A 24117-nucleotide genomic window follows, 5' to 3' on the forward strand; every position below is an offset into this window, starting at 1 on the left:
AGCATCGACTGAAATTAATCAGTGATTAATGTGCCTTCTTTTTCACCCATAACCACACGACGTAATGCGCCAGGCTTGTTCATGTTGAAAACACGAATTGGCAATTTGTGGTCGCGAGCCAGGGTAAACGCTGCCAGATCCATTACTTTCAGCTCTTTATCCAGCACTTCAGTGTAAGTCAGTTGCTCATAAAGCGTTGCAGTAGGATCTTTCACCGGATCGGCAGTAAATACGCCATCAACTTTAGTGGCTTTTAATACGACGTCGGCTTCGATTTCAATCCCGCGCAGGCACGCTGCGGAATCTGTGGTGAAGAACGGGTTACCCGTACCAGCAGCCAGGATAACTACGCGGTTATTTCGCAGCAAGCTGATTGCTTCTGCCCAGCTGTAATTATCACACACGCCATTCAATGGAATAGCGGACATCAGGCGAGCGTTCACATAGGCGCGATGGAGAGCATCACGCATTGCCAGGCCGTTCATGACGGTAGCCAGCATGCCCATGTGGTCGCCCACAACACGGTTCATGCCTGCTTTCGCAAGACCTGCACCGCGGAATAAGTTGCCACCACCAATCACCACCCCGACCTGAATGCCCAATTCAACCAGCTCTTTAATTTCCTGAGCCATACGATCAAGGATGCTAGCATCAATACCGAAGCCTTCGGTACCTTGCAGAGCTTCGCCGCTTAGCTTGAGCAGAATGCGTTTGTAGACAGGTTTTGCATTGGTAGCCATGATTCTTTCCTGGGAACAGTCAACGAATGGGGATGGTTAATTCAGGCGACATTGTGTCGCATATCAGCAAGTTCTGTATCAGAGCAGACTGATTTTTAAAGCCAGATAAAAAGGAACCGCCAATTGGCGGCTCCCTTTAAAAATTAAGACTGCTTGGACATTGCAGCAACTTCTGCTGCGAAGTCAGTCTCAACTTTCTGGATGCCTTCGCCCACTTCAAAGCGGATGAAGCCAGTCACGTCAGCATTGTGCTCTTTCAGCAGCTGCGCAACAGTTTTGCTTGGGTCGATTACGAAAGGCTGACCAGTCAGAGAAACTTCACCGGTGAATTTCTTCATGCGGCCTTCAACCATTTTCTCTGCGATTTCTTTCGGCTTACCAGACTGCATAGCGATGTCCAGCTGAACCTGGTACTCTTTCTCAACAACTTCAGCAGACACGTCTTCTGGCTTAACGAATTCTGGCTTGCTTGCAGCAACATGCATAGCGATTTGCTTAACCAGCTCTTCGTCAGCACCTTTAGCAGCAACAACAACACCGATGCGAGCACCGTGCAGGTAGCTACCCAGAACGTCACCTTCCAGAACAGCAACACGACGAATGTTGATGTTCTCACCGATTTTAGCAACCAGTGCAACACGCTCTTCTTCGAACTGTGCTTTCAGCACTTCGATGTCAGTCACTTTGCCTGCAGCAGCTGCATCCAGCACTTTGTCAGCAAATGCCTGGAAACCACCATCTTTAGCAACGAAGTCAGTCTGGCAGTTAACTTCCAGAATCACAGCATAGCCGTCTGCAATTTTAGTTTTGATCACGCCGTCAGCAGCTACGTTGCCTGCTTTTTTAGCTGCTTTGATCGCACCAGACTTACGCATGTTTTCGATTGCCAGCTCGATGTCGCCATTAGCTTCAGTCAGTGCTTTTTTGCAATCCATCATGCCTGCGCCAGTACGCTCACGCAGTTCTTTTACCAGAGCAGCAGTAATATCAGCCATTCTAAAATCCTCGGTTATCTCGTAGAGAGAGATAAGCCCTGGTCCACGGAACAGACGAACCCTGGCTCAAAATAAAAAGGGGGCCTGAGACAGGCCCCCTAACCAAACTATTCAATACCTGGTTAATAAGGGCTTAAACCTTATTATTCAGCTTCTACGAAGCTTTCTTCTGCCTGAGAAGCCAGATCCTGAGAACGGCCTTCACGAACGGTAGCAGCTACAGCACCCAGGTACAGGGTTACAGCACGGATTGCATCGTCGTTACCAGGGATAACGAAATCAACGCCATCTGGATCAGAGTTAGTATCAACGATAGAGAATACTGGGATACCCAGGTTGTTCGCTTCTTTGATTGCAATGTGTTCGTGATCAGCGTCGATTACAAACAGAGCATCCGGCAGACCGCCCATATCTTTGATACCGCCCAGGCTGTTTTCTAACTTCTCCAGCTCACGGGTACGCATCAGTGCTTCTTTTTTGGTCAGCTTGTCGAAGGTACCGTCTTGGGACTGGATTTCCAGGTCTTTCAGACGTTTGATGGACTGACGAACGGTTTTCCAGTTAGTCAGCATACCGCCCAACCAGCGATGGTTCACGAAGAACTGATCGCAGCTCAGAGCAGCGTCTTTTACTGGTTCGCTTGCTGCGCGCTTAGTACCAACGAAAAGGATTTTGCCTTTACGAGAAGAGATCTTGCTCAGTTCAGCCAAAGCTTCGTTGAACATAGGTACAGTTTTTTCAAGGTTGATGATGTGAACTTTGTTACGAGCGCCGAAGATGAAAGGCTTCATTTTCGGGTTCCAGTAACGGGTTTGGTGACCGAAGTGAACACCAGCCTTGAGCATGTCGCGCATGGAAACAGTTGCCATGTTTAAAACCTCTATATAAAAGTATGGGGTTAAGCCTCCACGTATCCCATATTACCGACCCCAAAGGGCACCCCGGAATATGTGTCGATACGTGTGTGTTATTTACACAAAGTGAGAGTGTTGGCTGTATCCGAAAAATCGGAATACAAGTCCGGCGCGCTTTATACCATAAAACAGACCCAGACACCAATAGTTGTTAGCAGAAAGCGTGTTCACCTATTCTCGATTTGGCACCGATCGCACGCCCTGATAACATTGCCATACACTTGCTTAATTATTGTCGATATTGACGACACCTGCGGATCGAATGAATGGCTATCTCAATTAAAACCCCAGAAGAAATTGAAAAAATGCGCGTTGCGGGCAGACTTGCCGCTGAAGTGCTGGAAATGATTGAACCTCACGTACAATCCGGTGTCAGCACTGGCGAGTTGGATCGTATTTGCAACGATTACATCGTTAACAATCAACAGGCGATTTCAGCCTGCCTGGGCTACCACGGTTTCCCAAAATCAGTGTGCATTTCTATCAATGAAGTCGTCTGCCACGGCATACCTGACGACACTAAAATCTTGAAAGATGGCGATATCGTCAACATCGACGTTACCGTCATCAAAGACGAATACCACGGTGACACCTCAAAAATGTTCATTGTTGGCAAGCCAACAATTTTGGGCGAGCGCCTGTGCCGTGTCACACAAGAAAGCCTGTATTTATCGCTGCGCATGGTAAAACCAGGCATTCGTCTGCGTACCCTCGGTGCAGCAATCCAGAAGTTTGTTGAAGCGGAAGGTTTTTCTGTGGTGCGTGAGTACTGCGGACATGGTATTGGCCGCGTATTCCACGAAGAACCGCAAGTACTACATTATGACGCTGATGACGGCGGTGTGGTGCTGCAACCGGGCATGACTTTCACCATTGAACCGATGGTGAACTCCGGTGATTACCGCATTCGCACCATGAAAGACGGTTGGACGGTGAAAACCAAAGATCGCAGCTTGTCTGCACAATACGAGCATACTATTGTGGTGACAGATAACGGCTGCGAAATTCTCACTTTGCGTAAAGATGACACTATCCCAAGTGTAATTTCGCATAACGAGTGATTCGCCTGACAAAAGTCAGCAATTGAAGCCGGCTTATGCCGGCTTTTTTTATGGATGGCGATATGACCCAGAGCTTACCCGAGCAGTACGCGACCACTGTGCTTCCTGAGATTTCCGGGCAACCTGAATACCCCGTCAACTGGCCAGATTCAGAGTTCCATTGCAGCCAGATAAAAGCCCGTATCGACCTCTTCCAACAATGGCTGGGGAGCGCTTTTGACGACGGTATTTCTGCCGAAAAGTTGATGGATGCCCGCACCGAATTTATCGACCAACTACTACAACGATTGTGGCTGAAATACGGCTTTGGCGATGTGACTGAAACGGCCCTGGTTGCAGTAGGCGGCTACGGACGCGGAGAACTGCACCCTCTTTCCGACATTGATTTGCTGATTCTCAGCCGTAAACGTCTGACCGAATCACAAGCTCAGAAAATCGGCGAGCTGCTGACGCTACTTTGGGATGTGAAACTGGAAGTCGGCCACAGCGTTCGTACGCTTGAAGAGTGTTTACTCGAAGGTCTGTCAGATTTAACCGTCGCCACTAACCTAATTGAATCACGATTGCTGATTGGCGATGTTGCCCTCTTTCTCGAACTGCACAAACACATTTTTAGTGATGGCTTTTGGCCTTCGGCGAAATTCTTCGCCGCCAAAATTGATGAGCAAAATGAACGTCATCAACGTTATCACGGCACGAGTTACAACCTCGAACCCGATATCAAAAGTAGCCCAGGCGGCCTGCGCGATATCCATACCCTGCAATGGGTCGCACGTCGCCACTTTGGCGCAACGTCATTAAGCGAAATGGTCGGCTTTGGCTTTTTAACCGAAGCGGAAAGAAATGAACTCGATGAGTGCCAGCATCTGTTGTGGCGCATCCGTTTTGCCCTGCATCTTGAAGTGAATCGCTACGATAATCGGTTATTGTTCGACCGACAGCTCAGCGTCGCCCAACGCCTGAATTACCAAGGTGAAGGGAATCAGCCGATCGAGCATATGATGAAAGACTTTTATCGTGTGACGCGACGTGTGGGTGAACTTAACCAGATGCTCTTGCAGCTTTTTGATGAAGCGATTCTCGCACTCGATGCCAGCGAAAAGCCGCGGCCTCTGGATGATGACTTCCAGTTGCGTGGATCACTCATTGATCTACGCGACGAAACGTTGTTTATACGCGAGCCGCAGGCCATTTTGCGCATGTTTTACTTGATGGTGCGCAACCGGGACATCACCGGTATATATTCGACCACACTGCGCCATTTGCGCCATGCGCGTCGCCATCTCAAGCAACCTCTTTGCTACATTCCCGAAGCACGTGAACTGTTCCTCGTCATCCTGCGCCACCCGGGTGCCGTGAGCCGCGCATTATTGCCTATGCACCGTCACAGCGTGCTCTGGGCGTATATGCCGCAATGGTCACATATCGTCGGCCAGATGCAGTTTGACCTATTCCACGCGTATACGGTTGATGAACACACCATACGTGTGCTGCTAAAACTGGAAAGTTTCGCCAAAGAAGAAACTCGTCCTAAGCATCCTTTATGCGTAGATTTGTGGCCGCGCCTGGCGCATCCGGAACTGATTTTGATCGCCGCGCTTTTTCACGACATCGCCAAAGGCCGTGGTGGGGATCACTCGGTACTCGGCGCGCAGGACATCGTAAAATTTGCGGAGCTTCATGGGCTGAATTCTCGTGAAACACAGCTCGTCTCCTGGCTGGTACGCCAGCATTTGTTAATGTCCGTTACGGCACAACGCCGCGATATTCAGGATCCAGAAGTCATCAAGCAGTTTGCTGAAGAAGTCCAGACTGAAAACCGTCTGCGCTACTTGGTTTGCCTGACTGTTGCGGATATCTGCGCGACGAACGAAACCTTGTGGAACAGCTGGAAGCAGAGTTTGTTACGCGAGCTGTACTTCGCTACTGAAAAACAACTCCGCCGTGGGATGCAAAACAGTCCGGATATGCGCGAGCGTGTCCGCCACCATCAATTGCAGGCGCTGGCACTGCTGCGTATGGATAACATCGACGAAGAAGCGCTGCATCATATCTGGCGTCGTTGTCGGGCGAACTATTTCGTCCGCCATACGCCTAATCAAATTGCCTGGCACGCCCGCCATTTGCTGAAACACGATCTAAGCAAGCCAATGATTTTGCTCAGCCCACAGGCCACTCGCGGTGGCACAGAGATTTTCATCTGGAGCCCAGACCGCCCTCACCTGTTTGCTGCGGTTTGTGCAGAGTTGGACAGGCGCAATCTCAGCGTTCACGACGCGCAAATCTTTACCACGCGTGACGGCATGGCAATGGACACCTTTATCGTTCTGGAGCCAGACGGCAGTCCACTTTCCGCCGATCGTCACGCGCTTATTTGCCACAGCCTGGAACAGGCCATCACCCAGGCCAGTTGGCAGCCACCTCAGCCACGCCGCCCGTCAGCAAAACTGCGTCACTTTACTGTCGATACCGAGGTGAATTTCCTACCGACACATACCGACAGGCGCACCTTCCTGGAACTGATTGCTTTAGATCAGCCAGGTTTGCTAGCGCGTGTGGGAGAAGTGTTTGCCGATCTCGGGATCTCGCTTTATGGTGCAAGAATCACGACAATTGGTGAGCGAGTAGAAGATTTATTTATAATCGCCACTGCCGACCGGCGTGCTCTTAATGATGAGTTACAACAGGAAGTACAGCAACGGTTGACAGCGGCCCTTAATCCAAACGATAAATAACAGTCTTTTTAATTTTGTCACAATCAGGAACAAGTCAATGCAGCAGCTACAAAACGTAATTGAAACCGCTTTCGAGCGCCGCGCCGAAATCACTCCGGCAAATGCTGATACCGTTACTCGTGAAGCGGTAAACCAGGTCATCTCCCTGCTCGACAGCGGTGCGCTGCGCGTTGCCGAAAAAATTGATGGCCAGTGGGTAACCCACCAATGGCTGAAAAAAGCCGTTCTGCTCTCTTTCCGTATCAATGACAACCAGGTTATTGATGGCGCAGAAAGCCGCTACTTCGATAAAGTGCCGATGAAATTCGCCAATTATGACGAAGCTCGCTTCCAGAAAGAAGGTTTCCGCGTTGTGCCACCAGCAGCAGTACGTCAGGGCGCATACATTGCACGCAATACCGTACTGATGCCTTCTTACGTCAATATCGGTGCATACGTTGATGAAGGTTCGATGGTTGATACCTGGGCAACCGTGGGTTCTTGCGCGCAGATTGGTAAAAACGTTCACCTATCTGGTGGTGTGGGCATCGGTGGTGTTCTGGAGCCGCTGCAGGCTAACCCTACCATCATCGAAGATAACTGCTTTATCGGTGCGCGTTCAGAAGTTGTGGAAGGCGTTATCGTTGAAGAAGGTTCTGTCATTTCCATGGGCGTTTACATCGGTCAAAGCACCCGTATTTATGACCGTGAAACCGGTGAAGTCCATTATGGCCGCGTGCCTGCAGGCTCCGTTGTCGTTTCCGGCAACCTGCCATCTAAAGATGGTAAGTACAGCCTGTACTGCGCTGTTATCGTGAAAAAAGTAGATGCCAAAACCCGTGGTAAAGTGGGTATCAACGAGCTACTTCGCACCATCGACTAAATACAAATAAAAGGTGGGGTAACCCACCTTTTTGGCATCTGGGACTGGCGGAAAAAGAGTTTCCCGCTGATTATCTGTCGATTAATAGTATGGAAAAAGGTAACGCTATGTACGATAACTTGAAAAGTTTGGGTATTACCAATCCTGATGAAATCGATCGTTACAGCCTCCGGCAGGAAGCCAACAACGATATCCTGAAAATTTATTTCCAGAAGGATAAAGGCGAATTTTTTGCTAAAAGCGTGAAGTTTAAATACCCACGCCAGCGTAAAACTGTCGTTGCCGATGGCGTAGGCCAGGGCTACAAAGAAGTACAGGAAATCAGCCCGAACCTGCGTTATGTGATTGATGAATTGGATCAACTTTGCCAACGCGATCGCACTGAAGTCGATCTGAAACGCAAAATTCTCGATGATCTTCGCCATCTGGAATCTGTGGTTGCTCATAAGATCAGTGAAATTGAATCCGATCTGGATAAGCTGACCCGCGGTAAATAAACAATCTGGTGCAGCCTGATGCCCTCACCCCAGCCCTCTCCCACGGGGAGAGGGGGAAAACCATAGACCCTTTCCTCCTCAGTGAGAGAGTGCAAACACTAAAAACGGTAACCTTTGGGCTACCGTTTTGTATTTATTACCTTTGCTCGTCCAACTGCAACGCCACATAGAGCAACAATCGGTCGTCAAAATTCCCTAAATCCAAACCGGTTAATTCAGAGATACGGTTCAGCCGATATTCAAGCGTATTACGATGAATAAACAATGCCTTGGACGTAGCCAGCGGCTGCACGTTATGACGGAACCATGCACTCAGCGTGCGACGTAGTAGCCCGTTGTTATCCATTGATTTCAGTCGAGCTAAAGGACGTGCCAGTTCGTTCGCCTGCCAGCCACCGCGTAAACTATCCAACAGCACTGGCAGCATTAAATCCTGATAAAAATAGGCGCGATTTTCCGGCATACGCTGCTTACCGACCATCATGGTCGTGCGAGCAGTACGGTACGATCGTGCGATGCTGCCAGGGCCAGTAAAATAATTTCCCAGCGAAACGCGAAAACGCAGCTGGCCGTTTTCTTTCATGCGACTAATCAACTGTTCGACGCGTTTACGGTGATCTTCTGCATCCCAACGGCCAAACTGATTTAGCGCCGGTTTCAACACCACCATTTCCGTTAGCGATACAATCGCAATCAGGTTGTTCCTCTCAGGTGTCGTCAGTGCAGTTTGCAACTGTTGCAGCTCTTCCATCGCGCTGTCCACACCAAGCTGGCCGCTGTCGACTTCCACCACCGCAACCACTCGAGGCTGATTCAGGTCGATCCCCAAACGCTGCGCCCATTCACTCAACGCAGGCGTATGTTCTTCAGCCTGGATTAAATTCATCACCAGCTCTTCGCGTAAGCGACTGTCTTGTGCCAGCAGGTGCATCAAGCGAGATTGCTCAAGCATCATCTCAGCGGTCATACACACCAGCTCACCGTACTTGCGAAGCGACTTTGGCTCACCCGTCAAACCAATCACACCAACAATTTCACCGTCGATGCGCAATGGCAGGTTGATACCCTGACGCACGCCATGCAGATGCCGGGCAACCGCATCGTCAATATCGACAACTCGTCCCTGAGAGAGCACAAGCAGCGCACCTTCGTGCAATTCACCAATACGTTCTTTATCGCCGCTACCAATAATCCGCCCACGCGCATCCATCACATTAATATTGGTATCAATGATGGTCATGGTGCGCGCCACGATGTCCTGCGCCATTTTGGTATCAAGATGCCAGCCAGCCATGCTTCCTCCTGAGTCGTGCTAATGGACTAGCATAGGCGAGTTGAATTGCCTCGGCATTGTGCAAATGCACAAAGCGCGAATGAAGAATATGGAGTTGTGGCAAGGCTCACAAAAAAGGGCCGCATAGCGCGGCCCTGATAGTTTTGAGTGTGACTCAGTGACGATTACTGCATCAGCAAGTAGATAGTGGTATCACCACGCTGAATGTTCAGAGCCATAACTGACGGCTTGGTGTCGAGAATTTTACGCAGCTCAGCAATGTTATTGACTACCTGCTGGTTCACACCAATGATGACGTCACCTTTTTTCAGGCCAATACGCGCAGCCGGAGTATTCGCTTTTACGTTATTAACGATAACCCCTTTCTCACCTTTACCGCTGCGGTTGCTCATTTCAGCACCTTCAATACCGGTAAAGATGGTTGCGGAGTCAACCTGAGTCTGGCTGCTTTGTTGCAGTTCCAGATTGACTGAGATAGGTTTGCCATCGCGCAGCAAGCCAAGCGTCAGTTTGCTACCAACTGGCATAGAACCGACTTCCGCACGCAGTGCAGCAAAGCTGCTAATCGGCTTACCGTTCAATGAAACCACCACATCACCGGCTTTAATACCTGCTTTTGCAGCCGAAGAGTTTGGCATAACCTGGCTTACAAATGCGCCGCGTTGTGCGTCAACCTTCATGGCCTTCGCCAGTTCAGAGTTCAGTTCGGTCCCCAAAATACCCAGCTCGCCACGACGAACCTGGCCGAACTCAACCATTTGCGCGGTGAGGTTTTTCACCATATTGCTTGGGATAGCAAAGCCGATCCCGATGTTGCCGCCATCTGGCGCCAGAATCGCGGTGTTAATCCCGATCAGTTCACCGTTCAAATTAACCAATGCACCACCGGAGTTACCGCGGTTGATTGCCGCATCGGTCTGGATAAAGTTTTCATAGTTTTCAATGTTAAGGCCGCTACGACCCAACGCTGAAACAATACCGGAAGTCACCGTTTCACCCAGGCCATATGGGTTACCAATTGCGACGGTGTAATCACCCACGCGCAGTGCATCGGAATCGGCCATCTTAATCGCAGTCAGGTTTTTCGGATCTTGCAACTGCAGCAGTGCAATATCAGAGCGTGGATCTTTACCCACGACTTTTGCCTCAAACTTACGGCCATCGCTCAGTGAAACCTGAATTTTTGTTGCATTATCAACAACGTGGTTGTTAGTTACGACATAGCCTTTCGCAGCATCAATAATGACACCAGAACCAAGGGCTGCAAATTTCTGTTGTTGTGCACCGCCTTGTGGACCCCCTTCAGCCGCACCCTCCTGGCAGAAAGGTGAGCTCTGGAACGGTGAACCTTCCTGGCAGAACGGTGAATTATCACCGAAGAATTGCTGGAAGTTACGCCCCATGCGTGGCGTGTTAACGGTGGTGCTTCCTTCAACATTGATGCTTACCACGGACGGCATCACTTTTTCTAACATTGGCGCAAGGCTTGGCAGCGGTTGCGCAGCGGTTGAAGAAGAAGCCGTTTCAGCGGCGATAGCGGATACAGGCCCCAGCGCCAAACCCAGACTAAGAGCCAGCGCGCTCATTGCTAAAGTTGTTTTTTTCATCTGTATAAGTCTCAAGTTAATAAGTCACGCAAAATTGCTGTGTAGGCCAATATAGAGTGACAATTGAGGCGCTAAGTTCCGCCGATAAGTCACTGGAAAAAGTAAAAATTTATTGTCCGTCTTTACAAAACTCAATAACTCACTTATTCCACGGCCATTAAACGGCGATATTCATCCCAGGCGAATAAGTCCGTCATTCCACTGATATAATCCTGAATCAGGCGACAGCGGTAATAATATTCCCATACCGGGAAATCACTGGCTGACGGTGCTAAGTCATTGACGGCTTCGATATAAGCAAGCCGGTGTTTTGTCGATAATTTGTGGAATAACCGTGTCTCAATCGGTAGACGACGTAAACTTTCTTTTTCCACCAGTTCAGCAAAATCCTCGCAGGATATATTGAGTAGCGGACTGTAAATTTCAAGTAAGCCACTAATGACACGATAACCCTGTAATTCGAGCTGCTCCACCTCCGGATGGCTAAACACATGTTTAAACGCCACTTGTTTATAGAGTTCCAACAAGCGAGCAAATGAGCTGTCATCTTCAAGAAGCGCGTGATTAAACTCCCCACTAAATATCTCGTCCAGATTATCGATAAAACGTTGCGCGGCGTAAGGCACCAGTTGATTTAGTGTATTGACGCGCAGGTACATAAAGAACTGGTCTTCGGTGCTGCGACGCATCTGATTTGAACGGGATTTATCCCAGGCTTCATTCACCACTCGCTCAAACAGATCGCCCTCACAGCGCTCGCCCCAGGCATCGCATAAATGCTGATAAAGCTGCTCAACGGTAAAGATGCGCTTCTCAACGGCATCTTCGAGATCCGCCACGCAATAAGAGATATCGTCAGCCGCTTCCATTATCCACGTCAGTGGAAACCGGCTGTACTCACCGAGCCCAAGCTCTGCACGCAGACGCACAATGTACGACTCTTCAGACAGATAAAAGCCTGGTTTCTTCATCAAATACGCGTGACTTTTTGGTGGTTCCCCGACAAACCAGGCGGGACGGGTATATTTGAGAATGCAGCCAACCTGCGCCCAGGTCAGATTCATGCGTAACAGACTATGCACCAGGCGAATGCCCTGCGCATTCCCCTCAAACTGGCAAAGATCCTGGCGGACTTTACGGCGCAAACTATTCAACTGATCTTCGCCTTCATGCAGACGTAATGTTGCAACCCGGCAACGATCGTCGCTCCGCGGTTGGCTTCCCGTATCCCCCGGAAACAGGCGCTGGCGGAACCAGTCATTGATTGCCGACTCGCCAAAATGACCAAACGGCGGATTGCCGATGTCGTGCATCAGACACGCCATTTCCACGATGCTCTCAAATGGACCAGTCAGTTCATGCAATCCATAGCGTTCTAAATCTTGCTGCTCTTTCAGGCGACTTAAGATCTCTTTGGCGATATAGCGCCCGACTTGCTGAACTTCCATCGAATGGGTCAAACGGGTGCGAACAGAAGCATTACGCTCCAGCGGAAAGACCTGGGTTTTTTGCTGCAAACGGCGGATTGCCGGAGAGTTAACGATTCGCCCGCGATCGCTTTCAAAAATACGCAGGATTTCATGCTCGTTCTTTTGTCCTTCGGGCGAACGGAAACGACGGTGCCAGTTAATTTTCTTGCGGAAATCTATTTCGCTCATGCCCACCCCTGTTCCATTTAAAGCCTCGCTGCCAGCCATGATAGACTATGCGCTGAAATTTGGTTCAAATTCCACCACATTAGCGAGTATCACTATGAAAGCAGGCATTATTGGTGCAATGGAAGAAGAAGTTACGCTCCTGCGTGACAAAATTGAAAACCGTCAAACTCTGACACTGGCAGGGTGTGAAATCTACACCGGTCAGCTTAACGGCGTTGAAGTGGCATTGTTGAAATCAGGCATCGGTAAAGTTGCCGCTGCAATGGGTGCAACTCTGCTACTTGAGCATTGCAAACCGGATGTTGTCATTAACACTGGTTCTGCGGGTGGTCTTGCCCCTACGCTTAACGTCGGTGATATCGTTGTTTCTGATGAAGTGCGTTACCACGACGCAGACGTAACTGCTTTTGGCTATGAATACGGCCAACTGCCAGGTTGTCCGGCAGGCTTCGCCGCCGACGCCAAATTGATTGCAGCGGCTGAAGAGTGTATTGCCGAGTTAAACCTCAACGCAGTGCGCGGCCTGGTTGTCAGCGGTGATGCCTTTATTAATGGTTCTGTGGCATTGGCAAAAATCCGCCATAACTTCCCTGAGGCTATCGCGGTTGAAATGGAAGCGACTGCCGTTGCGCATGTTTGCCACAATTTTGGTACGCCGTTTGTCGTGGTTCGCGCTATTTCTGATGTTGCCGATCAGCAATCTCACCTGAGCTTTGACGAGTTCCTCGCCGTAGCAGCGAAGCAGTCCACGCTGATGGTTGAAAACCTGATACAGAAACTGACGCGTGCGTAATAAGAATCTCTGGCGCGGGCTAATCGCGCTGCTATGTTGTCTCCCGGCGTTGCTGATTGCAGCGCCGCGGGTTATCTCATTGTCGCCGAGTAATACTGAACTGGCATTCGCTGCGGGGATCACGCCTGTTGCGGTTAGTGCCTGGTCAAATTATCCGGAGGCGGCCAAAAAGCTTGAGCAAGTCTCAAACTGGCAGGGGATGAACCTCGAGCGCATCGTGGCGCTAAAACCCGATGTGGTGCTGGCGTGGCGTGGTGGAAATGCAGAACGACAAGTCAATCAGATGCAGGCGCTGGGGATTAACGTTATTTGGCTTGATCCAACGACCGTCGAAGGCGTTGTTGCCGCACTGCGCCAACTGGGTCAATACAGCCCAACGCCACAAACCGCTCACGACGCCGCCGATCAACTGGCAAAAGAGTTTGCCGATTTGAAAGCGCAATACTCCCAGCATCCGAAGAAAAAAGTGTTTTTACAGTTTGGCCAGCAGCCGCTGTTTACTTCTGGGCGCGGTTCGATTCAAAACGAAATTCTGGAAGTCTGTGGCGGGCAAAATATCTTTGCTGATAGTCGGGTCCCCTGGCCGCAAGTGAGCCGCGAACAAGTGATTAGTCGGCGTCCGCAGGCTATTATTATTACCGGCGATGAGACCCAGATTCCACCCGTTGAACACTTTTGGAATACCCAGTTAAAAATTCCGGTTATTGCAGTGAATGATGACTGGTTTAGTCGCTCGAGCCCACGTATTATCCTCGCCGCAAAACAGCTCTGTAAGGAGCTGGCAGAAAAATAAACTTACTGAGGGTAATCTCCCATGCTCGTCTATTGGCTGGACATCATTGGCACAGCCGTCTTTGCCATCTCCGGCGTACTACTGGCTGGAAAACTTCGTATGGACCCTTTCGGCGTGCTGGTGCTGGGCGTAGTAACAGCCGTAGGCGGCGGAACCATTCGCGATATGGCGCTGGATAACGGCCCGGTATTTTGGGTTAAAGATCCCACCGACTTAGTGGTCGCGATGGTCACCTGTTTGCTGACTATCTTGCTCGTGCGCCAGCCGCGTCGCCTGCCAAAATGGATTTTGCCGGTGCTGGATGCTGTCGGCCTTGCGGTGTTCGTTGGGATTGGGGTTAACAAAGCATTTTTGGCTGGCACCAGCCCGCTGATTGCCATCTGTATGGGCGTGCTGACCGGCGTAGGCGGCGGGATTATTCGCGACGTATTAGCGCGTGAAATCCCGATGATCTTGCGTACCGAGATCTACGCCACGGCCTGTATCGCAGGCGGTATCGTACACGCGACAGCGTATGACACTTTCCACGTTCCGTTAGAACAAGCCAGTATGATTGGCATGGTCGTCACCCTGGCTATTCGACTGGCCGCCATTCGCTGGCACCTCAAACTGCCCACTTTTGCGCTGGATGACCGAGCGTAAGAAATAAAAAAAGCCGTGTTTAGAAACACGGCTTTTTCTTTTGAATCAGCAATTAAACGCTGAAGGAAGAACCACACCCACAGGTGCTTTTCGCGTTCGGGTTAGTCACCACAAAACGGGAACCTTCCAGGCCTTCGGTGTAATCCACCGCGCCACCGACCAGATATTGCAGGCTCATCGGGTCAACGACCAGTGAAACGCCCTGCTTCTCGATAGTCATATCACCATCGTTAATCTGATCATCAAAGGTAAAACCATACTGGAAGCCGCTGCAACCACCACCGGTGATGTAAACGCGCAGTTTCAGATTCGGGTTCTCTTCATCTGCGATCAGGTTTTTTACTTTATTGGCTGCTGCTTCTGTAAATTGCAACGGCAGCACTGCTACGTCATCACTCATTGTTTGCTCCCAACGAAATAGGTAGTCGGGTATATTTCAACCCGAATTCTGGGGTCATTATCTAATACCCGAGTAAATCGTTCAAGTATTCTCCCCGCTCGGGGTTTGCTGTTCTTTAGCCTGCTTCTCGGCTTCTTGTTTGGCAAGCGTTCGCGCAAGGATCGAGGAGTATAGCGGCTTTCCGCCAAGAAATTGTGCCAATAGTGTCGCGCCAAGGCAGGTAATAATCATTGGCAGAATGAGCTGATAATTGTCAGTCATTTCCAGAACCAGCACGATCCCCGTCAATGGCGCACGCACTGATGCGGCAAACAACGCGCCCATTCCGGCAATCGCAAATGTCCCAACATCAAGGTGGTAGACAGGGAACCAGGCTGCACTCGCCATGCCAAACGCGGTCCCAAGCAACGTACCCAAAGCCAACATGGGTGCAAAAATCCCGCCTGGTGCACCGGAAGAAAAACACAGTAGCGTAGTAATCACACGCGCAATAAAGATAAACAGCAGCATCCCTAACGTGTAATTTCCGGCCGCTGCGATGGGAATCAGGTTAAAACCACCGCCAGACGCTGCGGGCTGGATAAGCCCTAACACGCCACAAATGCCGCCCAACAAGCCGCCGATAATCACCCATTTTTTGATGTTTCCACCGTGCATACGCTGGAACATATCTTGAGTGCGGAACACCATTGCGTTGAAGAACACGCCAACGATACCGAAGACCATGCCTAACACCAGATACAACCACAGTGTATTAACAGGTGCATTCGAAAGTTTCCCGACTTCAATCACCGCGTTTTCGCCGTTAAAAATACGGAAAACCACGCTCGACATAATCACGCCAATAAAGACGGCTTTTATCGAAATCAGGTTATAGCGAAACTGCGGGCGCATCTCTTCAATGATGAACAGTATCCCCGCCAGCGGCGCGTTAAACGCCGCGGACAAACCCGCAGCCGCACCGGTTGCCAGCAGAGAATGGCGGGCTTCTGCACCACGCAGGCGGAAAATATCCAGCACCATGCGCCCGATATTGCCACCCATCTGCACTGTCGGGCCTTCGCGCCCGAGAACCATCCCCGCACCGAGCGTTCCCATACCACCGATAAATTTAACCGGGATGACGCGCCACCAGCGCACAGGGCGTAATTCTTCGAGTGCCCCTTCAATTTCAGGGATACCCGATCCCCCCGCTTCCGGAGCAAAACGACGCACCAGATAGTAACCGACCATCGCCAAAAGCATTGAGCTGATGAATGCCAACGGCCAGACAATGACACTGTAATCAGCCACATGCGCCAGCATCGCCAGGCGGTTTTGCTGCATCCAGGTCACCGATTTCTCAAAGGCGACACCCATCAAACCGGCTAACGTCCCTACTATCGCGGCCATAAATAGAATTGCGACTGGAGTTTTATCCTGTCTAATAAGGCGACGCACCATGTCGCCCCTACGTAAGCGCACAACCTGCTGTGCTTCAAAAGAGGGGTGGGAGTGATTCATTTGGCTAATCATTTATTGGTAATACAAATCGAAGGGGCATTCTACTCCCTCGATGCGTTTGGGCAATACCTTCATAACGTCCACCGTTTCCCTTAGAATAGAGTGTTGCCACTATTTCCACGAATTCCACGAATCAGGAGCCGATTCATGAGTAAGTCTGAAAACCTGTACGCTGCCGCCCGTAAAGTCATTCCTGGTGGGGTTAACTCACCTGTTCGTGCTTTTACCGGTGTCGGCGGTGTGCCGCTGTTTATCGAACGTGCTGACGGGGCTTACCTGTATGACGCTGACGGCAAAGCCTATATCGATTACGTCGGTTCATGGGGGCCAATGGTGCTCGGCCACAACCATCCGGCGATCCGCAATGCCGTTATTGAAGCGGTTGAACGCGGCCTGAGCTTTGGTGCGCCAACCGAGATGGAAGTGAAAATGGCGGAACTGGTGACTGAGCTGGTTCCAACGATGGATATGGTTCGCATGGTGAACTCCGGTACTGAAGCCACCATGAGCGCCATTCGCCTGGCACGTGGTTTCACCGGCCGCGATAAAATCATCAAATTCGAAGGCTGCTACCATGGCCACGCAGACTGCCTGCTGGTAAAAGCCGGTTCTGGCGCACTGACCCTCGGCCAGCCCAACTCTCCGGGCGTTCCGGCTGATTTTGCCAAACACACCCTCACCTGCACTTACAACGATCTCGCCTCCGTGCGTGAAGCGTTTGAGCAATATCCGCAAGAGATCGCCTGCATTATTGTTGAGCCGGTTGCGGGCAACATGAACTGCATTCCACCAAACGATGATTTCCTGCCAGGTCTGCGTGCACTGTGTGACGAGTTTGGCGCACTGTTTATTATCGACGAAGTGATGACCGGTTTCCGTGTCGCACTGGCTGGCGCACAGTCTTACTACGGTGTTGAGCCAGACTTAACCTGTTTAGGCAAGATTATTGGTGGCGGTATGCCGGTCGGCGCATTTGGTGGCCGTCGCGAAATCATGGACGCTCTGGCACCAACCGGGCCGGTTTATCAGGCGGGTACGCTTTCCGGTAACCCCATTGCGATGGCAGCCGGTTACGCTTGCCTGACCGAAGTCGCACAACCGGGTATTCACCAGACGTTGACTGAGCTGACGGAAATGCTGGCAGATGGTCTGTTGAACGCGGCTAAAGCCGAAAATATTCCACTGGTGGTCAATAATGTCGGCGGGATGTTCGGTCTGTTCTTTACCGATGCAGAATCTGTGACCTGCTATCAGGATGTGATGGCATGTGACGTTGAGCGCTTTAAGAAGTTCTTCCACTTAATGCTGGAAGAAGGCGTTTACCTGGCACCGTCTGCGTTTGAAGCAGGCTTTATGTCAGTTGCGCATTCGAAAGAAGATATTCAGAAAACCATCGACGCCGCGCGTCGGGTATTCGCGAAGCTGTAATCTGTCGTTCCCTCTCCCTCCGGGAGAGGGCCAGGGTGAGGGTGGGTTTAACCCACAACGCCCTCATCCCAACCTTCCCCCCCAGAAGAAGGAGCAAGACTTATCGGGTCTGCTTACGCAGCAAATAGATAAAGTACGGCGCACCAATAAACGTTGCTAATAACCCCGCCGGAACTTGATCCGGGAACAGAATCATCCTGCCACACCAATCCGCCGCTACCATCAACATCCCACCCAACAACGCCGAGATCATCAACTGTGGCATTGCGCGTCTAAAACCGAGCATGCGCGCGATATGTGGTGCCATTAAGCCAACAAAACTCAGCGGGCCGACGGTCATCGTGGCTGCAGCCGTTAACGTCGCGGCTAACAACAACAGCGCGAAACGTGATGGTGTCAGCGCCATACCAATCGCCCGCGCGGTGGCGCCACCCAGTGGCAGAATCATCAACCAACGGCGACAAAACGGCGTCAGAGCAAATAAAATCACCATCAGGATAAGCGTTCTGACTGCCTGATCGCCGGTGACGTTATAAGTCGAGCCGGAAATCCAGGTCAGTATTCCCGCCATGCGCGGATCGCCACTGGCCATCAGTAACATCAGCAGCATGGTAAACGCCGTACTCAGCGCCATCCCCGCCAGCAGCATGCGTTGTGGTGAAAAACCACCACGACTTGCTGTGACCATGATGACTAGAAGTGTTACCGCCGCGCCCAGACTGCCCGCAGGGAACAACCAGGCAAAGGCATTTCCAGGTACGATAAACAGCATCACGACTACGCCAAATGCCGCGCCGGAACTGATACCCAGAACTTCAGGGCTCGCCATCGCATTGCCGGTCAGACGCTGTATCACGCTGCCCGCAACCGCCAACATCATACCCGCGGTCAATGCGGCTAATACCCGCGGCCAGCGCCACTGCAACAAATCGTGGAATAACGAACCACTCGCCCAATTCCAGCCGTACGCGTCGCGCCCAAGCGTCAGCGCAGTCACGATAATCATCGCCAACACGCCGCTACCGATTAACACCCACCATGCTAAATGCTGGCGCTCATCAGGAACATTATCGCCCTGATTCATCGCAGGCGTACCCACGGTGCGCAGGCGTGGCAGCAGCCAAAGCAGTAAAGGAGCACCAATCAGCGCCGTTACCGTACCGGTAGAAATTTCACGCCATACGCTGGTCAGCCAGACAACCGATTGATCCGACAGCCACAGAATCAACGCACCAATAACCGGTGCCAGCAACAAACGAGCCACAAGACGGCGAGCGCCGAGCATTTTCGCCAACAACGGGGCGAACAGGCCGATAAAACCGATAATCCCGACCGCATTAACCAGCAACGCACTGATGGCAATCGCCAGCACCAGAGTGGCCAGGCGCACCATCGAAAGTGCCAGGCCCAGATTACGTGCAACACCATCGTCAAGCCCCATCAGCGTTAACGGGCGCAGCAGCAAAAGCGTTAGCAGTAAACCGCCCACCAGGCGTGGCCACAAGCCGTTAACGATATCCCAATCTTGCTGGTTCAGCGAGCCGGTGCTCCACAGGAACATGTTCTGTAATTGGTCGTGATGGAAAATAGCGAGCAACTGGTTTACCGCACCGCAATACAGGCTAAGCACCAGACCGGCCAGGATCAGGGTGACAGGGGATAAACGCTTGCCCCAGGCAACACCAAACACCAATAAGCCGACAACGCCTGCTCCGGCTAATGCCGCAAACTGTTGTGTCGCAAATCCTCCGGGCAGCGCCCACAACGTGGCAACCGTGACGCCCAACTGCGCGCCACTCGCCACGCCAAGCGTGGTCGGCTCGGCAAGCGGGTTACGCAGCACTTGCTGGAATAGCACCCCCACCAGCCCAAGTCCGGCCCCCACTAATAGCGAGATAGCCAGACGCGGGAGCAAGCTGTAATGGAACAACATCTGATTGATGTCATCAATACTCGGTTGCCGTAAGGCCGCAGACCACTGCGCAAAAGGCAATTGTGCATTCAGGTTATGCAGAGTCAGCGTACAGGCAAGAATAAACAGCAGCGATAAAAGTAACGCAGGGAACAGCACATAACGATGTTTCACGCCTGGCTCCCTATGGCTTTAGCCAGCGTAGTCGTGAAGCTCATCGCGGAAAGCGTCGCGCCATAAAGCCAAACCGGAGGTACACGCTGGAAACGATTCTGACGAACAAAAGGCATTGCATTCCACAGAGGCGTCGCGGTTACGCGAGCCATTTCAGCATCGTTATTGTGATCAAAGCAGATAACATCGGCGTCCTTGACCTCGGCCAGGCGCTCAAGACCCACAACCGCACTCCCCCAGAAGTTGGTTTCACCCGACCATGCGTTTTTCACGCCCAGCAAATCCATGACCTGTTGGAACAAACTGTTTTTCCCAATAATCAGCGCATGACGGGAATCTAACAGCGTCATCAGCAATACCGGTTTGTCACCGCGCGAGGCGAAGCGGGGTTTCATTTGCTCGATAAATTGGTCGAACTTCAGCAGGTGATCGCTTGCCGCTTGCTGCATACCGAGTTTCTCACCCAGTTGTGTCAGTGACTGGCGGGCAACGGTCAGCGGCTTGCCGGTACCATCGTTAAAGCTAAAACCTAAACCCGGCGCAATACGCGACATCTTTTCCGGTGACGGGCCATAGCCTGCGGAATAGAGAATCAGCGACGGTTTTAATTGTGTGAGAAGTTCGAGATTAGGTTCAGTACGTAAGCCAACTTCGATAATGCCTTCCGGCAATTTTGGCTCGCCGACCCAGGCTTGATAATTCTTGATATCCGCCATCGCATAAGGCGTGATGCCCAGCGCCAGCATCAGTTCGACGGGCAACCATTCCAGCGCCACAATGCGGCGAGGATCTATCGTTGCAGCTTTTGCATTGCCCATTTTGAGCAATAATGGCGAGAGCGCCAGCGCGGTTAGCAACTGCCGACGACTCAAAAAAGGATTAATCAGCTCACTCATCAGTAAACAAAGCTTACCGGGGCTGCACCCGCAGGATGGGGCAGAATGCCCATTGGAATACCGTAAATCTGCTCAAGCGTAGCGCTTTGCATCAGGTCAGCCGGGCTACCCTGGGCAATCATTTCACCACCGCGCAACGCCACGAGGTTATCGCAGTAGCGCGCAGCCATATTAATGTCATGCAGCACTGCAATCACGGTCAGGCCACGCTCCTGACTAAGGCGATGGATCAGCGCCAGCACATCAACCTGATGGGCAATATCCAGCGCCGATGTCGGCTCATCCAACAGCAGACAGCGACTATCTTGTGCCACCAGCATGGCAATCCACGCACGTTGGCGCTCACCGCCGGAAAGACTGTCCACCAGGCGATGCGCAAAAGGCTTTAGCCCGACCAGCGTAATCGCTTCTTCAACCAGTTCTCTGTCTGCCGCACCGAAACGACCCAGCGCGCCGTGCCACGGATAACGCCCAATCGCCACCAGTTCACGCACCGTCATCCCTTCTGCTGCAGGAAGTTGCTGCGGTAAATACGCGACTTTGCGCGCAAATTCCTTGCTGCTCCAGCTATCCAGAGGATGATCGTTGAGGTGAATCTCCCCTTCAGAGGGCTTCTGATGACGGCCAAGCATTTTCAGCAATGTCGATTTGCCCGACCCATTGTGACCAATCAGGCCGGTGACTTTTCCCACAGGAAAGGTAAGCGACAGGGGGTGGAGGAGCGTGCGACCGGGTACGCGGAAGGTAACGTCAGTGAGGCTAAACGTGGTATCGGGATGAAGGTGTTTGTCCTGCATGGTAGCCAACTTTGTTGATGGGCACGGCGAACCGTGCCCTAAATTGCTGATTCTAAACCAACTTAGAAGCGGAATGTTGCCGTCGCAACAACCTGACGCTCTGCGCCCCAGAAGCAACCGTAAGTGGCGAAGCAGCTGGCAACGTATTCACGATCAAGCAAGTTGTTTACGTTTACCGCAACACTTGAACCATTCATACCGAAGCGGCCAAGGTCATATTTAACCACTGCATCCAGCACCGCAGCACTACCCACTTTGAAGCTGTTCGCAGGGTCGCCGTAGCTGGAACCAATGAAGCGACCGCCAGTACCGATAGTCAGACCGGTGAGCGCACCTTCATTGAAGGTGTAATCACCCCACAGTGAAGCCATATGCTCTGGCACCTGCTCAGGCGTATTGCCTTTGAAAGTGGTGTCGGTGGTGTATTCCGCATCGGTGTAGGTGTAAGACGCAGTGACGTTAATGTTGGCATTAACCGCCGCTTTGGCTTCAAGTTCTACGCCACGGGACCGAATTTCGCCGCCCTGAATGGAAGAGAAACCGTGGGAAGTGTCGGGATCGGACATCAGGTTATCAGACTTGGTCAACTGATAAACCGCACCGGTAATGACCACTGCCATATCCTTCGGCACATACTTCACACCCGCTTCGTACTGACGGCCTTTTGAAGGTTTGAAGGTGTTGCCGTAAAAATCCGCACCGGAGTTGGGTTCGAAAGATTCGCTGTAGCTAATGTATGGCGATACACCGTTATCGAATAGATAGTTCAGACCGGCACGGCCAGTGAATTCGCTGTCGTCACGCTCGGTGAAGTTATTCGCCTGGTATGCGAGAGTAGACTGTTTCAGCCAATCGTAACGGCCTCCGACAGTCAGAACAAACTTGTTCCACTCCGCCTGATCCTGAATGTAGATACCGGTTTGTTTCTGTTTGTTTTGCTGATACGGATCCGCATCGCCAAAATCGTAGTTTTCATAGACTGGGTTATACAAATCCAGCGGAGGCGCGCTGCCAAAGGTCGCGTTCACATCGTTACGCATCTGCTGGAAATCCACACCTGTCAGCAAGGTATGTGCAATTTCGCCTGTCGCAAAGTTGCTCTGCAACTGGGTATCAACCGCAAAGTTGTGCAGTTTTTCGTTATCCACAACCGTACCGCGAGTCAACATATGGCCCGTTGAATCTACGCCTGTACCGTAAACGCTTTTCTGATTGGTTTTGGAGTCAACATAACGCAGGTTCTGGCGCACGGTGAAAGTGTCGTTGAACTCATGGTCAAAACTGTAACCGACCATTTTATGGGACAACGAGTAGGTGTTATTTGGCGCACCTTCGTTGAAGTTAGTCGGCAAGCGCGAACCATCTGGCAACGGCTCAACGGTGCCTTCTTTAGGCAACCAACCGTAATAACCGGTTTCTGGGGTATCTTGCAGATTAGCTAAGAAAGTGAAATTGGTTTTATCGTCAGGACGCCAGGTGAACGACGGTGCAATCGCATAACGTTTCTGTTTGGAGAACTGCTGCTGGTCGTCGTTAGAACGTGCCACACCGGTCAGACGATAAGAATACTCGCCTGCATCATCCAGCGAATCACTGAAATCAAAACCAGTTTGCCACAGGTTATTGGTACCCATTTTGAACTGCACTTCTTTCAGCGGTTCAGTGGTTGGGCGCTTGCTCACCATCGTGATGATGCCGCCTGGGCTGCTTTTTCCGTACAGTACGGACGTTGGGCCGCGCATTAATTCCACGCGCTCAAGCATATACGGGTCGATGATGACTTCGTTGTAGAAATCACCCTGAAGTTTCAGGCCATCTAAATAGTTGTTCTGGTTAACAGAACCGAAACCACGAATTTTCACCGCGTCATACGTGTCTGAAGAGCCACGAGTTGAAACAGTAATGCCCGGCGTATAACCCAGCGCTTCTTTAACGGAAGCGGGTTGGTGAGTATCCATCTCTTCACGCGTCACAACAGAAATAGACTGCGGAGTCTTTTCAATTGGCGTATCGGTCTTGGTGGCGGTTGCCGTGCGTTTAGCCGCAATCGTCGGAGACGGGCCCCATGCACTTTCATCAGCCGCGCTTGCAGAAACGGTGATGGTATCTTCTTTGGTTGCTGTGCTATCAGCGGCAAAACTCGGTGCGCTGACACCGCTTACAGCGGCAGCAACAAAAAAAGCGAGCTTGCGAATTGAGGTATTGACTGGTTGTCCAGTTCTTAAACGTGCCATTGTGCTTTATCTCTGATGAAGTGACGAATGATAACGAAAACGAGAATTATTATTATGCCGCAGAATAATAGACGAAACGGAAAGCGCATGGCAAGCGGATCACACCCCTTGTAAGTGCGAGGGAATAATAATTAACCAGAGTAATTACAAGGAGTATGTAAAAAGAAAAGCCCCCGGTATAA

The 24117-nt window shown here is 51.3% G+C and carries 20 protein-coding genes; 8 read left to right on the forward strand and 12 right to left on the reverse strand.

The genetic code is table 11. The features are described from left to right. Positions 1–14 precede the first annotated feature (14 nt). The 3 genes from pyrH to rpsB all read right to left on the reverse strand — a co-directional run bounded on the left by pyrH (position 15) and on the right by rpsB (position 2604). Entirely contained in the window at positions 15–740 is a 726-nt protein-coding gene (gene pyrH / locus OH773_RS17635) for a UMP kinase (RefSeq protein WP_183272831.1), read from the reverse strand. A 143-nt stretch (positions 741–883) separates the two neighbouring features. Then, positions 884–1735, reverse strand: coding sequence for a translation elongation factor Ts (gene tsf / locus OH773_RS17640; RefSeq protein ID WP_183272830.1), 852 nt, complete (start codon positions 1733–1735; stop codon positions 884–886). A gap of 143 nt (positions 1736–1878) precedes the next feature. Further along, entirely contained in the window at positions 1879–2604 is a 726-nt protein-coding gene (rpsB, locus tag OH773_RS17645; protein ID WP_183272829.1) for a 30S ribosomal protein S2, read from the reverse strand. Between the two features lie 311 nt (positions 2605–2915). Between rpsB and map the strand changes: the two genes are divergently transcribed. From map to OH773_RS17665, 4 genes are all read left to right on the forward strand, one after another. Further along, positions 2916–3710 (forward strand): type I methionyl aminopeptidase, encoded by a 795-nt coding sequence (map, locus tag OH773_RS17650; RefSeq protein ID WP_270140490.1) that lies wholly within the window; start codon positions 2916–2918, stop codon positions 3708–3710. Positions 3711–3772: 62 nt separating this feature from the next. Further along, positions 3773–6445, forward strand: a complete 2673-nt coding sequence (gene glnD / locus OH773_RS17655) for a bifunctional uridylyltransferase/uridylyl-removing protein GlnD (protein WP_270140492.1) — start codon at positions 3773–3775, stop codon at positions 6443–6445. A gap of 37 nt (positions 6446–6482) precedes the next feature. Continuing rightward, positions 6483–7307 carry a 2,3,4,5-tetrahydropyridine-2,6-dicarboxylate N-succinyltransferase gene (gene dapD / locus OH773_RS17660; RefSeq protein WP_034461055.1) on the forward strand — a complete coding sequence of 275 codons (825 nt, stop codon included), beginning with the start codon at positions 6483–6485 and terminating at the stop codon, positions 7305–7307. 107 nt (positions 7308–7414) lie between these two features. After that, positions 7415–7804, forward strand: a complete 390-nt coding sequence (locus OH773_RS17665) for a DUF3461 family protein (protein ID WP_034493480.1) — start codon at positions 7415–7417, stop codon at positions 7802–7804. Between the two features lie 136 nt (positions 7805–7940). Here OH773_RS17665 and cdaR read toward each other — a convergent pair whose 3' ends face one another. The 3 genes from cdaR to dgt form a co-directional block, all read right to left on the reverse strand. Continuing rightward, positions 7941–9098, reverse strand: coding sequence for a DNA-binding transcriptional regulator CdaR (gene cdaR, locus OH773_RS17670; RefSeq protein ID WP_270140510.1), 1158 nt, complete (start codon positions 9096–9098; stop codon positions 7941–7943). Between the two features lie 164 nt (positions 9099–9262). Beyond that, on the reverse strand, positions 9263–10705 hold the full coding sequence (degP, locus tag OH773_RS17675; protein ID WP_270140512.1) for a serine endoprotease DegP: 1443 nt from the start codon (positions 10703–10705) through the stop codon (positions 9263–9265). Between the two features lie 143 nt (positions 10706–10848). Beyond that, positions 10849–12363 carry a dGTPase gene (gene dgt / locus OH773_RS17680; RefSeq protein WP_270140514.1) on the reverse strand — a complete coding sequence of 505 codons (1515 nt, stop codon included), beginning with the start codon at positions 12361–12363 and terminating at the stop codon, positions 10849–10851. Between the two features lie 94 nt (positions 12364–12457). On the opposite strand from dgt, the gene mtnN reads away from it, so the two are divergent. Genes mtnN through OH773_RS17695 form a run of 3 tightly spaced genes read left to right on the forward strand, consistent with a single transcriptional unit; the run spans position 12458 to position 14591 of the window. Then, positions 12458–13156: a 5'-methylthioadenosine/S-adenosylhomocysteine nucleosidase gene (mtnN, locus tag OH773_RS17685; protein ID WP_270145939.1), complete on the forward strand. Its 699-nt coding sequence runs from the start codon at positions 12458–12460 to the stop codon at positions 13154–13156. Continuing rightward, positions 13149–13949: a vitamin B12 ABC transporter substrate-binding protein BtuF gene (gene btuF / locus OH773_RS17690; RefSeq protein ID WP_270140516.1), complete on the forward strand. Its 801-nt coding sequence runs from the start codon at positions 13149–13151 to the stop codon at positions 13947–13949. Before mtnN ends, btuF begins: the two co-directional genes overlap by 8 nt. Positions 13950–13970: 21 nt before the next feature. Continuing rightward, positions 13971–14591 (forward strand): TRIC cation channel family protein, encoded by a 621-nt coding sequence (locus OH773_RS17695; protein WP_183272822.1) that lies wholly within the window; start codon positions 13971–13973, stop codon positions 14589–14591. A 52-nt stretch (positions 14592–14643) separates the two neighbouring features. Here OH773_RS17695 and erpA read toward each other — a convergent pair whose 3' ends face one another. Further along, entirely contained in the window at positions 14644–14991 is a 348-nt protein-coding gene (gene erpA / locus OH773_RS17700; protein ID WP_270140519.1) for an iron-sulfur cluster insertion protein ErpA, read from the reverse strand. Positions 14992–15072: 81 nt separating this feature from the next. Then, positions 15073–16494: a H(+)/Cl(-) exchange transporter ClcA gene (gene clcA, locus OH773_RS17705; protein WP_270140521.1), complete on the reverse strand. Its 1422-nt coding sequence runs from the start codon at positions 16492–16494 to the stop codon at positions 15073–15075. Between the two features lie 147 nt (positions 16495–16641). On the opposite strand from clcA, the gene hemL reads away from it, so the two are divergent. Beyond that, positions 16642–17922, forward strand: a complete 1281-nt coding sequence (gene hemL / locus OH773_RS17710) for a glutamate-1-semialdehyde 2,1-aminomutase (protein WP_270140523.1) — start codon at positions 16642–16644, stop codon at positions 17920–17922. Between the two features lie 100 nt (positions 17923–18022). Here the strand turns inward: hemL and fhuB are convergent, their stop codons facing one another. The 4 genes from fhuB to fhuA form a co-directional block, all read right to left on the reverse strand. Next, entirely contained in the window at positions 18023–20008 is a 1986-nt protein-coding gene (fhuB, locus tag OH773_RS17715) for a Fe(3+)-hydroxamate ABC transporter permease FhuB (protein ID WP_270140525.1), read from the reverse strand. After that, a complete protein-coding gene (fhuD, locus tag OH773_RS17720) occupies positions 20005–20904 on the reverse strand; it encodes a Fe(3+)-hydroxamate ABC transporter substrate-binding protein FhuD (RefSeq protein WP_270140527.1) in 900 nt (299 codons plus the stop codon). Before fhuD ends, fhuB begins: the two co-directional genes overlap by 4 nt. Continuing rightward, positions 20904–21701, reverse strand: a complete 798-nt coding sequence (fhuC, locus tag OH773_RS17725) for a Fe3+-hydroxamate ABC transporter ATP-binding protein FhuC (RefSeq protein ID WP_270140529.1) — start codon at positions 21699–21701, stop codon at positions 20904–20906. Before fhuC ends, fhuD begins: the two co-directional genes overlap by 1 nt. A 62-nt stretch (positions 21702–21763) precedes the next feature. Continuing rightward, entirely contained in the window at positions 21764–23935 is a 2172-nt protein-coding gene (gene fhuA / locus OH773_RS17730; protein ID WP_270140531.1) for a ferrichrome porin FhuA, read from the reverse strand. Between the last annotated feature and the right edge of the window lie 182 nt (positions 23936–24117).

Origin of the sequence: Buttiauxella sp. WJP83 (genome assembly GCF_027594725.1) — a bacterium.
Taxonomy (GTDB): domain Bacteria; phylum Pseudomonadota; class Gammaproteobacteria; order Enterobacterales; family Enterobacteriaceae; genus Buttiauxella; species Buttiauxella selenatireducens.

Bases quoted from the DNA above. Each gene is read 5' to 3' on its own strand.
- glnD (WP_270140492.1), top strand. From the start codon at position 3,773: ATGACCCAGAGCTTACCCGAGCAGTACGCGACCACTGTGCTTCCTGAG.
- OH773_RS17695 (WP_183272822.1), top strand. From the start codon at position 13,971: ATGCTCGTCTATTGGCTGGACATCATTGGCACAGCCGTCTTTGCCATC.
- dapD (WP_034461055.1), top strand. From the start codon at position 6,483: ATGCAGCAGCTACAAAACGTAATTGAAACCGCTTTCGAGCGCCGCGCC.
- clcA (WP_270140521.1), bottom strand. From the start codon at position 16,494: ATGAATCACTCCCACCCCTCTTTTGAAGCACAGCAGGTTGTGCGCTTA.
- hemL (WP_270140523.1), top strand. From the start codon at position 16,642: ATGAGTAAGTCTGAAAACCTGTACGCTGCCGCCCGTAAAGTCATTCCT.
- tsf (WP_183272830.1), bottom strand. From the start codon at position 1,735: ATGGCTGATATTACTGCTGCTCTGGTAAAAGAACTGCGTGAGCGTACT.
- erpA (WP_270140519.1), bottom strand. From the start codon at position 14,991: ATGAGTGATGACGTAGCAGTGCTGCCGTTGCAATTTACAGAAGCAGCA.
- rpsB (WP_183272829.1), bottom strand. From the start codon at position 2,604: ATGGCAACTGTTTCCATGCGCGACATGCTCAAGGCTGGTGTTCACTTC.
- cdaR (WP_270140510.1), bottom strand. From the start codon at position 9,098: ATGGCTGGCTGGCATCTTGATACCAAAATGGCGCAGGACATCGTGGCG.
- pyrH (WP_183272831.1), bottom strand. From the start codon at position 740: ATGGCTACCAATGCAAAACCTGTCTACAAACGCATTCTGCTCAAGCTA.
- dgt (WP_270140514.1), bottom strand. From the start codon at position 12,363: ATGAGCGAAATAGATTTCCGCAAGAAAATTAACTGGCACCGTCGTTTC.
- map (WP_270140490.1), top strand. From the start codon at position 2,916: ATGGCTATCTCAATTAAAACCCCAGAAGAAATTGAAAAAATGCGCGTT.
- degP (WP_270140512.1), bottom strand. From the start codon at position 10,705: ATGAAAAAAACAACTTTAGCAATGAGCGCGCTGGCTCTTAGTCTGGGT.
- fhuD (WP_270140527.1), bottom strand. From the start codon at position 20,904: ATGAGTGAGCTGATTAATCCTTTTTTGAGTCGTCGGCAGTTGCTAACC.
- fhuA (WP_270140531.1), bottom strand. From the start codon at position 23,935: ATGGCACGTTTAAGAACTGGACAACCAGTCAATACCTCAATTCGCAAG.
- OH773_RS17665 (WP_034493480.1), top strand. From the start codon at position 7,415: ATGTACGATAACTTGAAAAGTTTGGGTATTACCAATCCTGATGAAATC.
- fhuC (WP_270140529.1), bottom strand. From the start codon at position 21,701: ATGCAGGACAAACACCTTCATCCCGATACCACGTTTAGCCTCACTGAC.
- mtnN (WP_270145939.1), top strand. From the start codon at position 12,458: ATGAAAGCAGGCATTATTGGTGCAATGGAAGAAGAAGTTACGCTCCTG.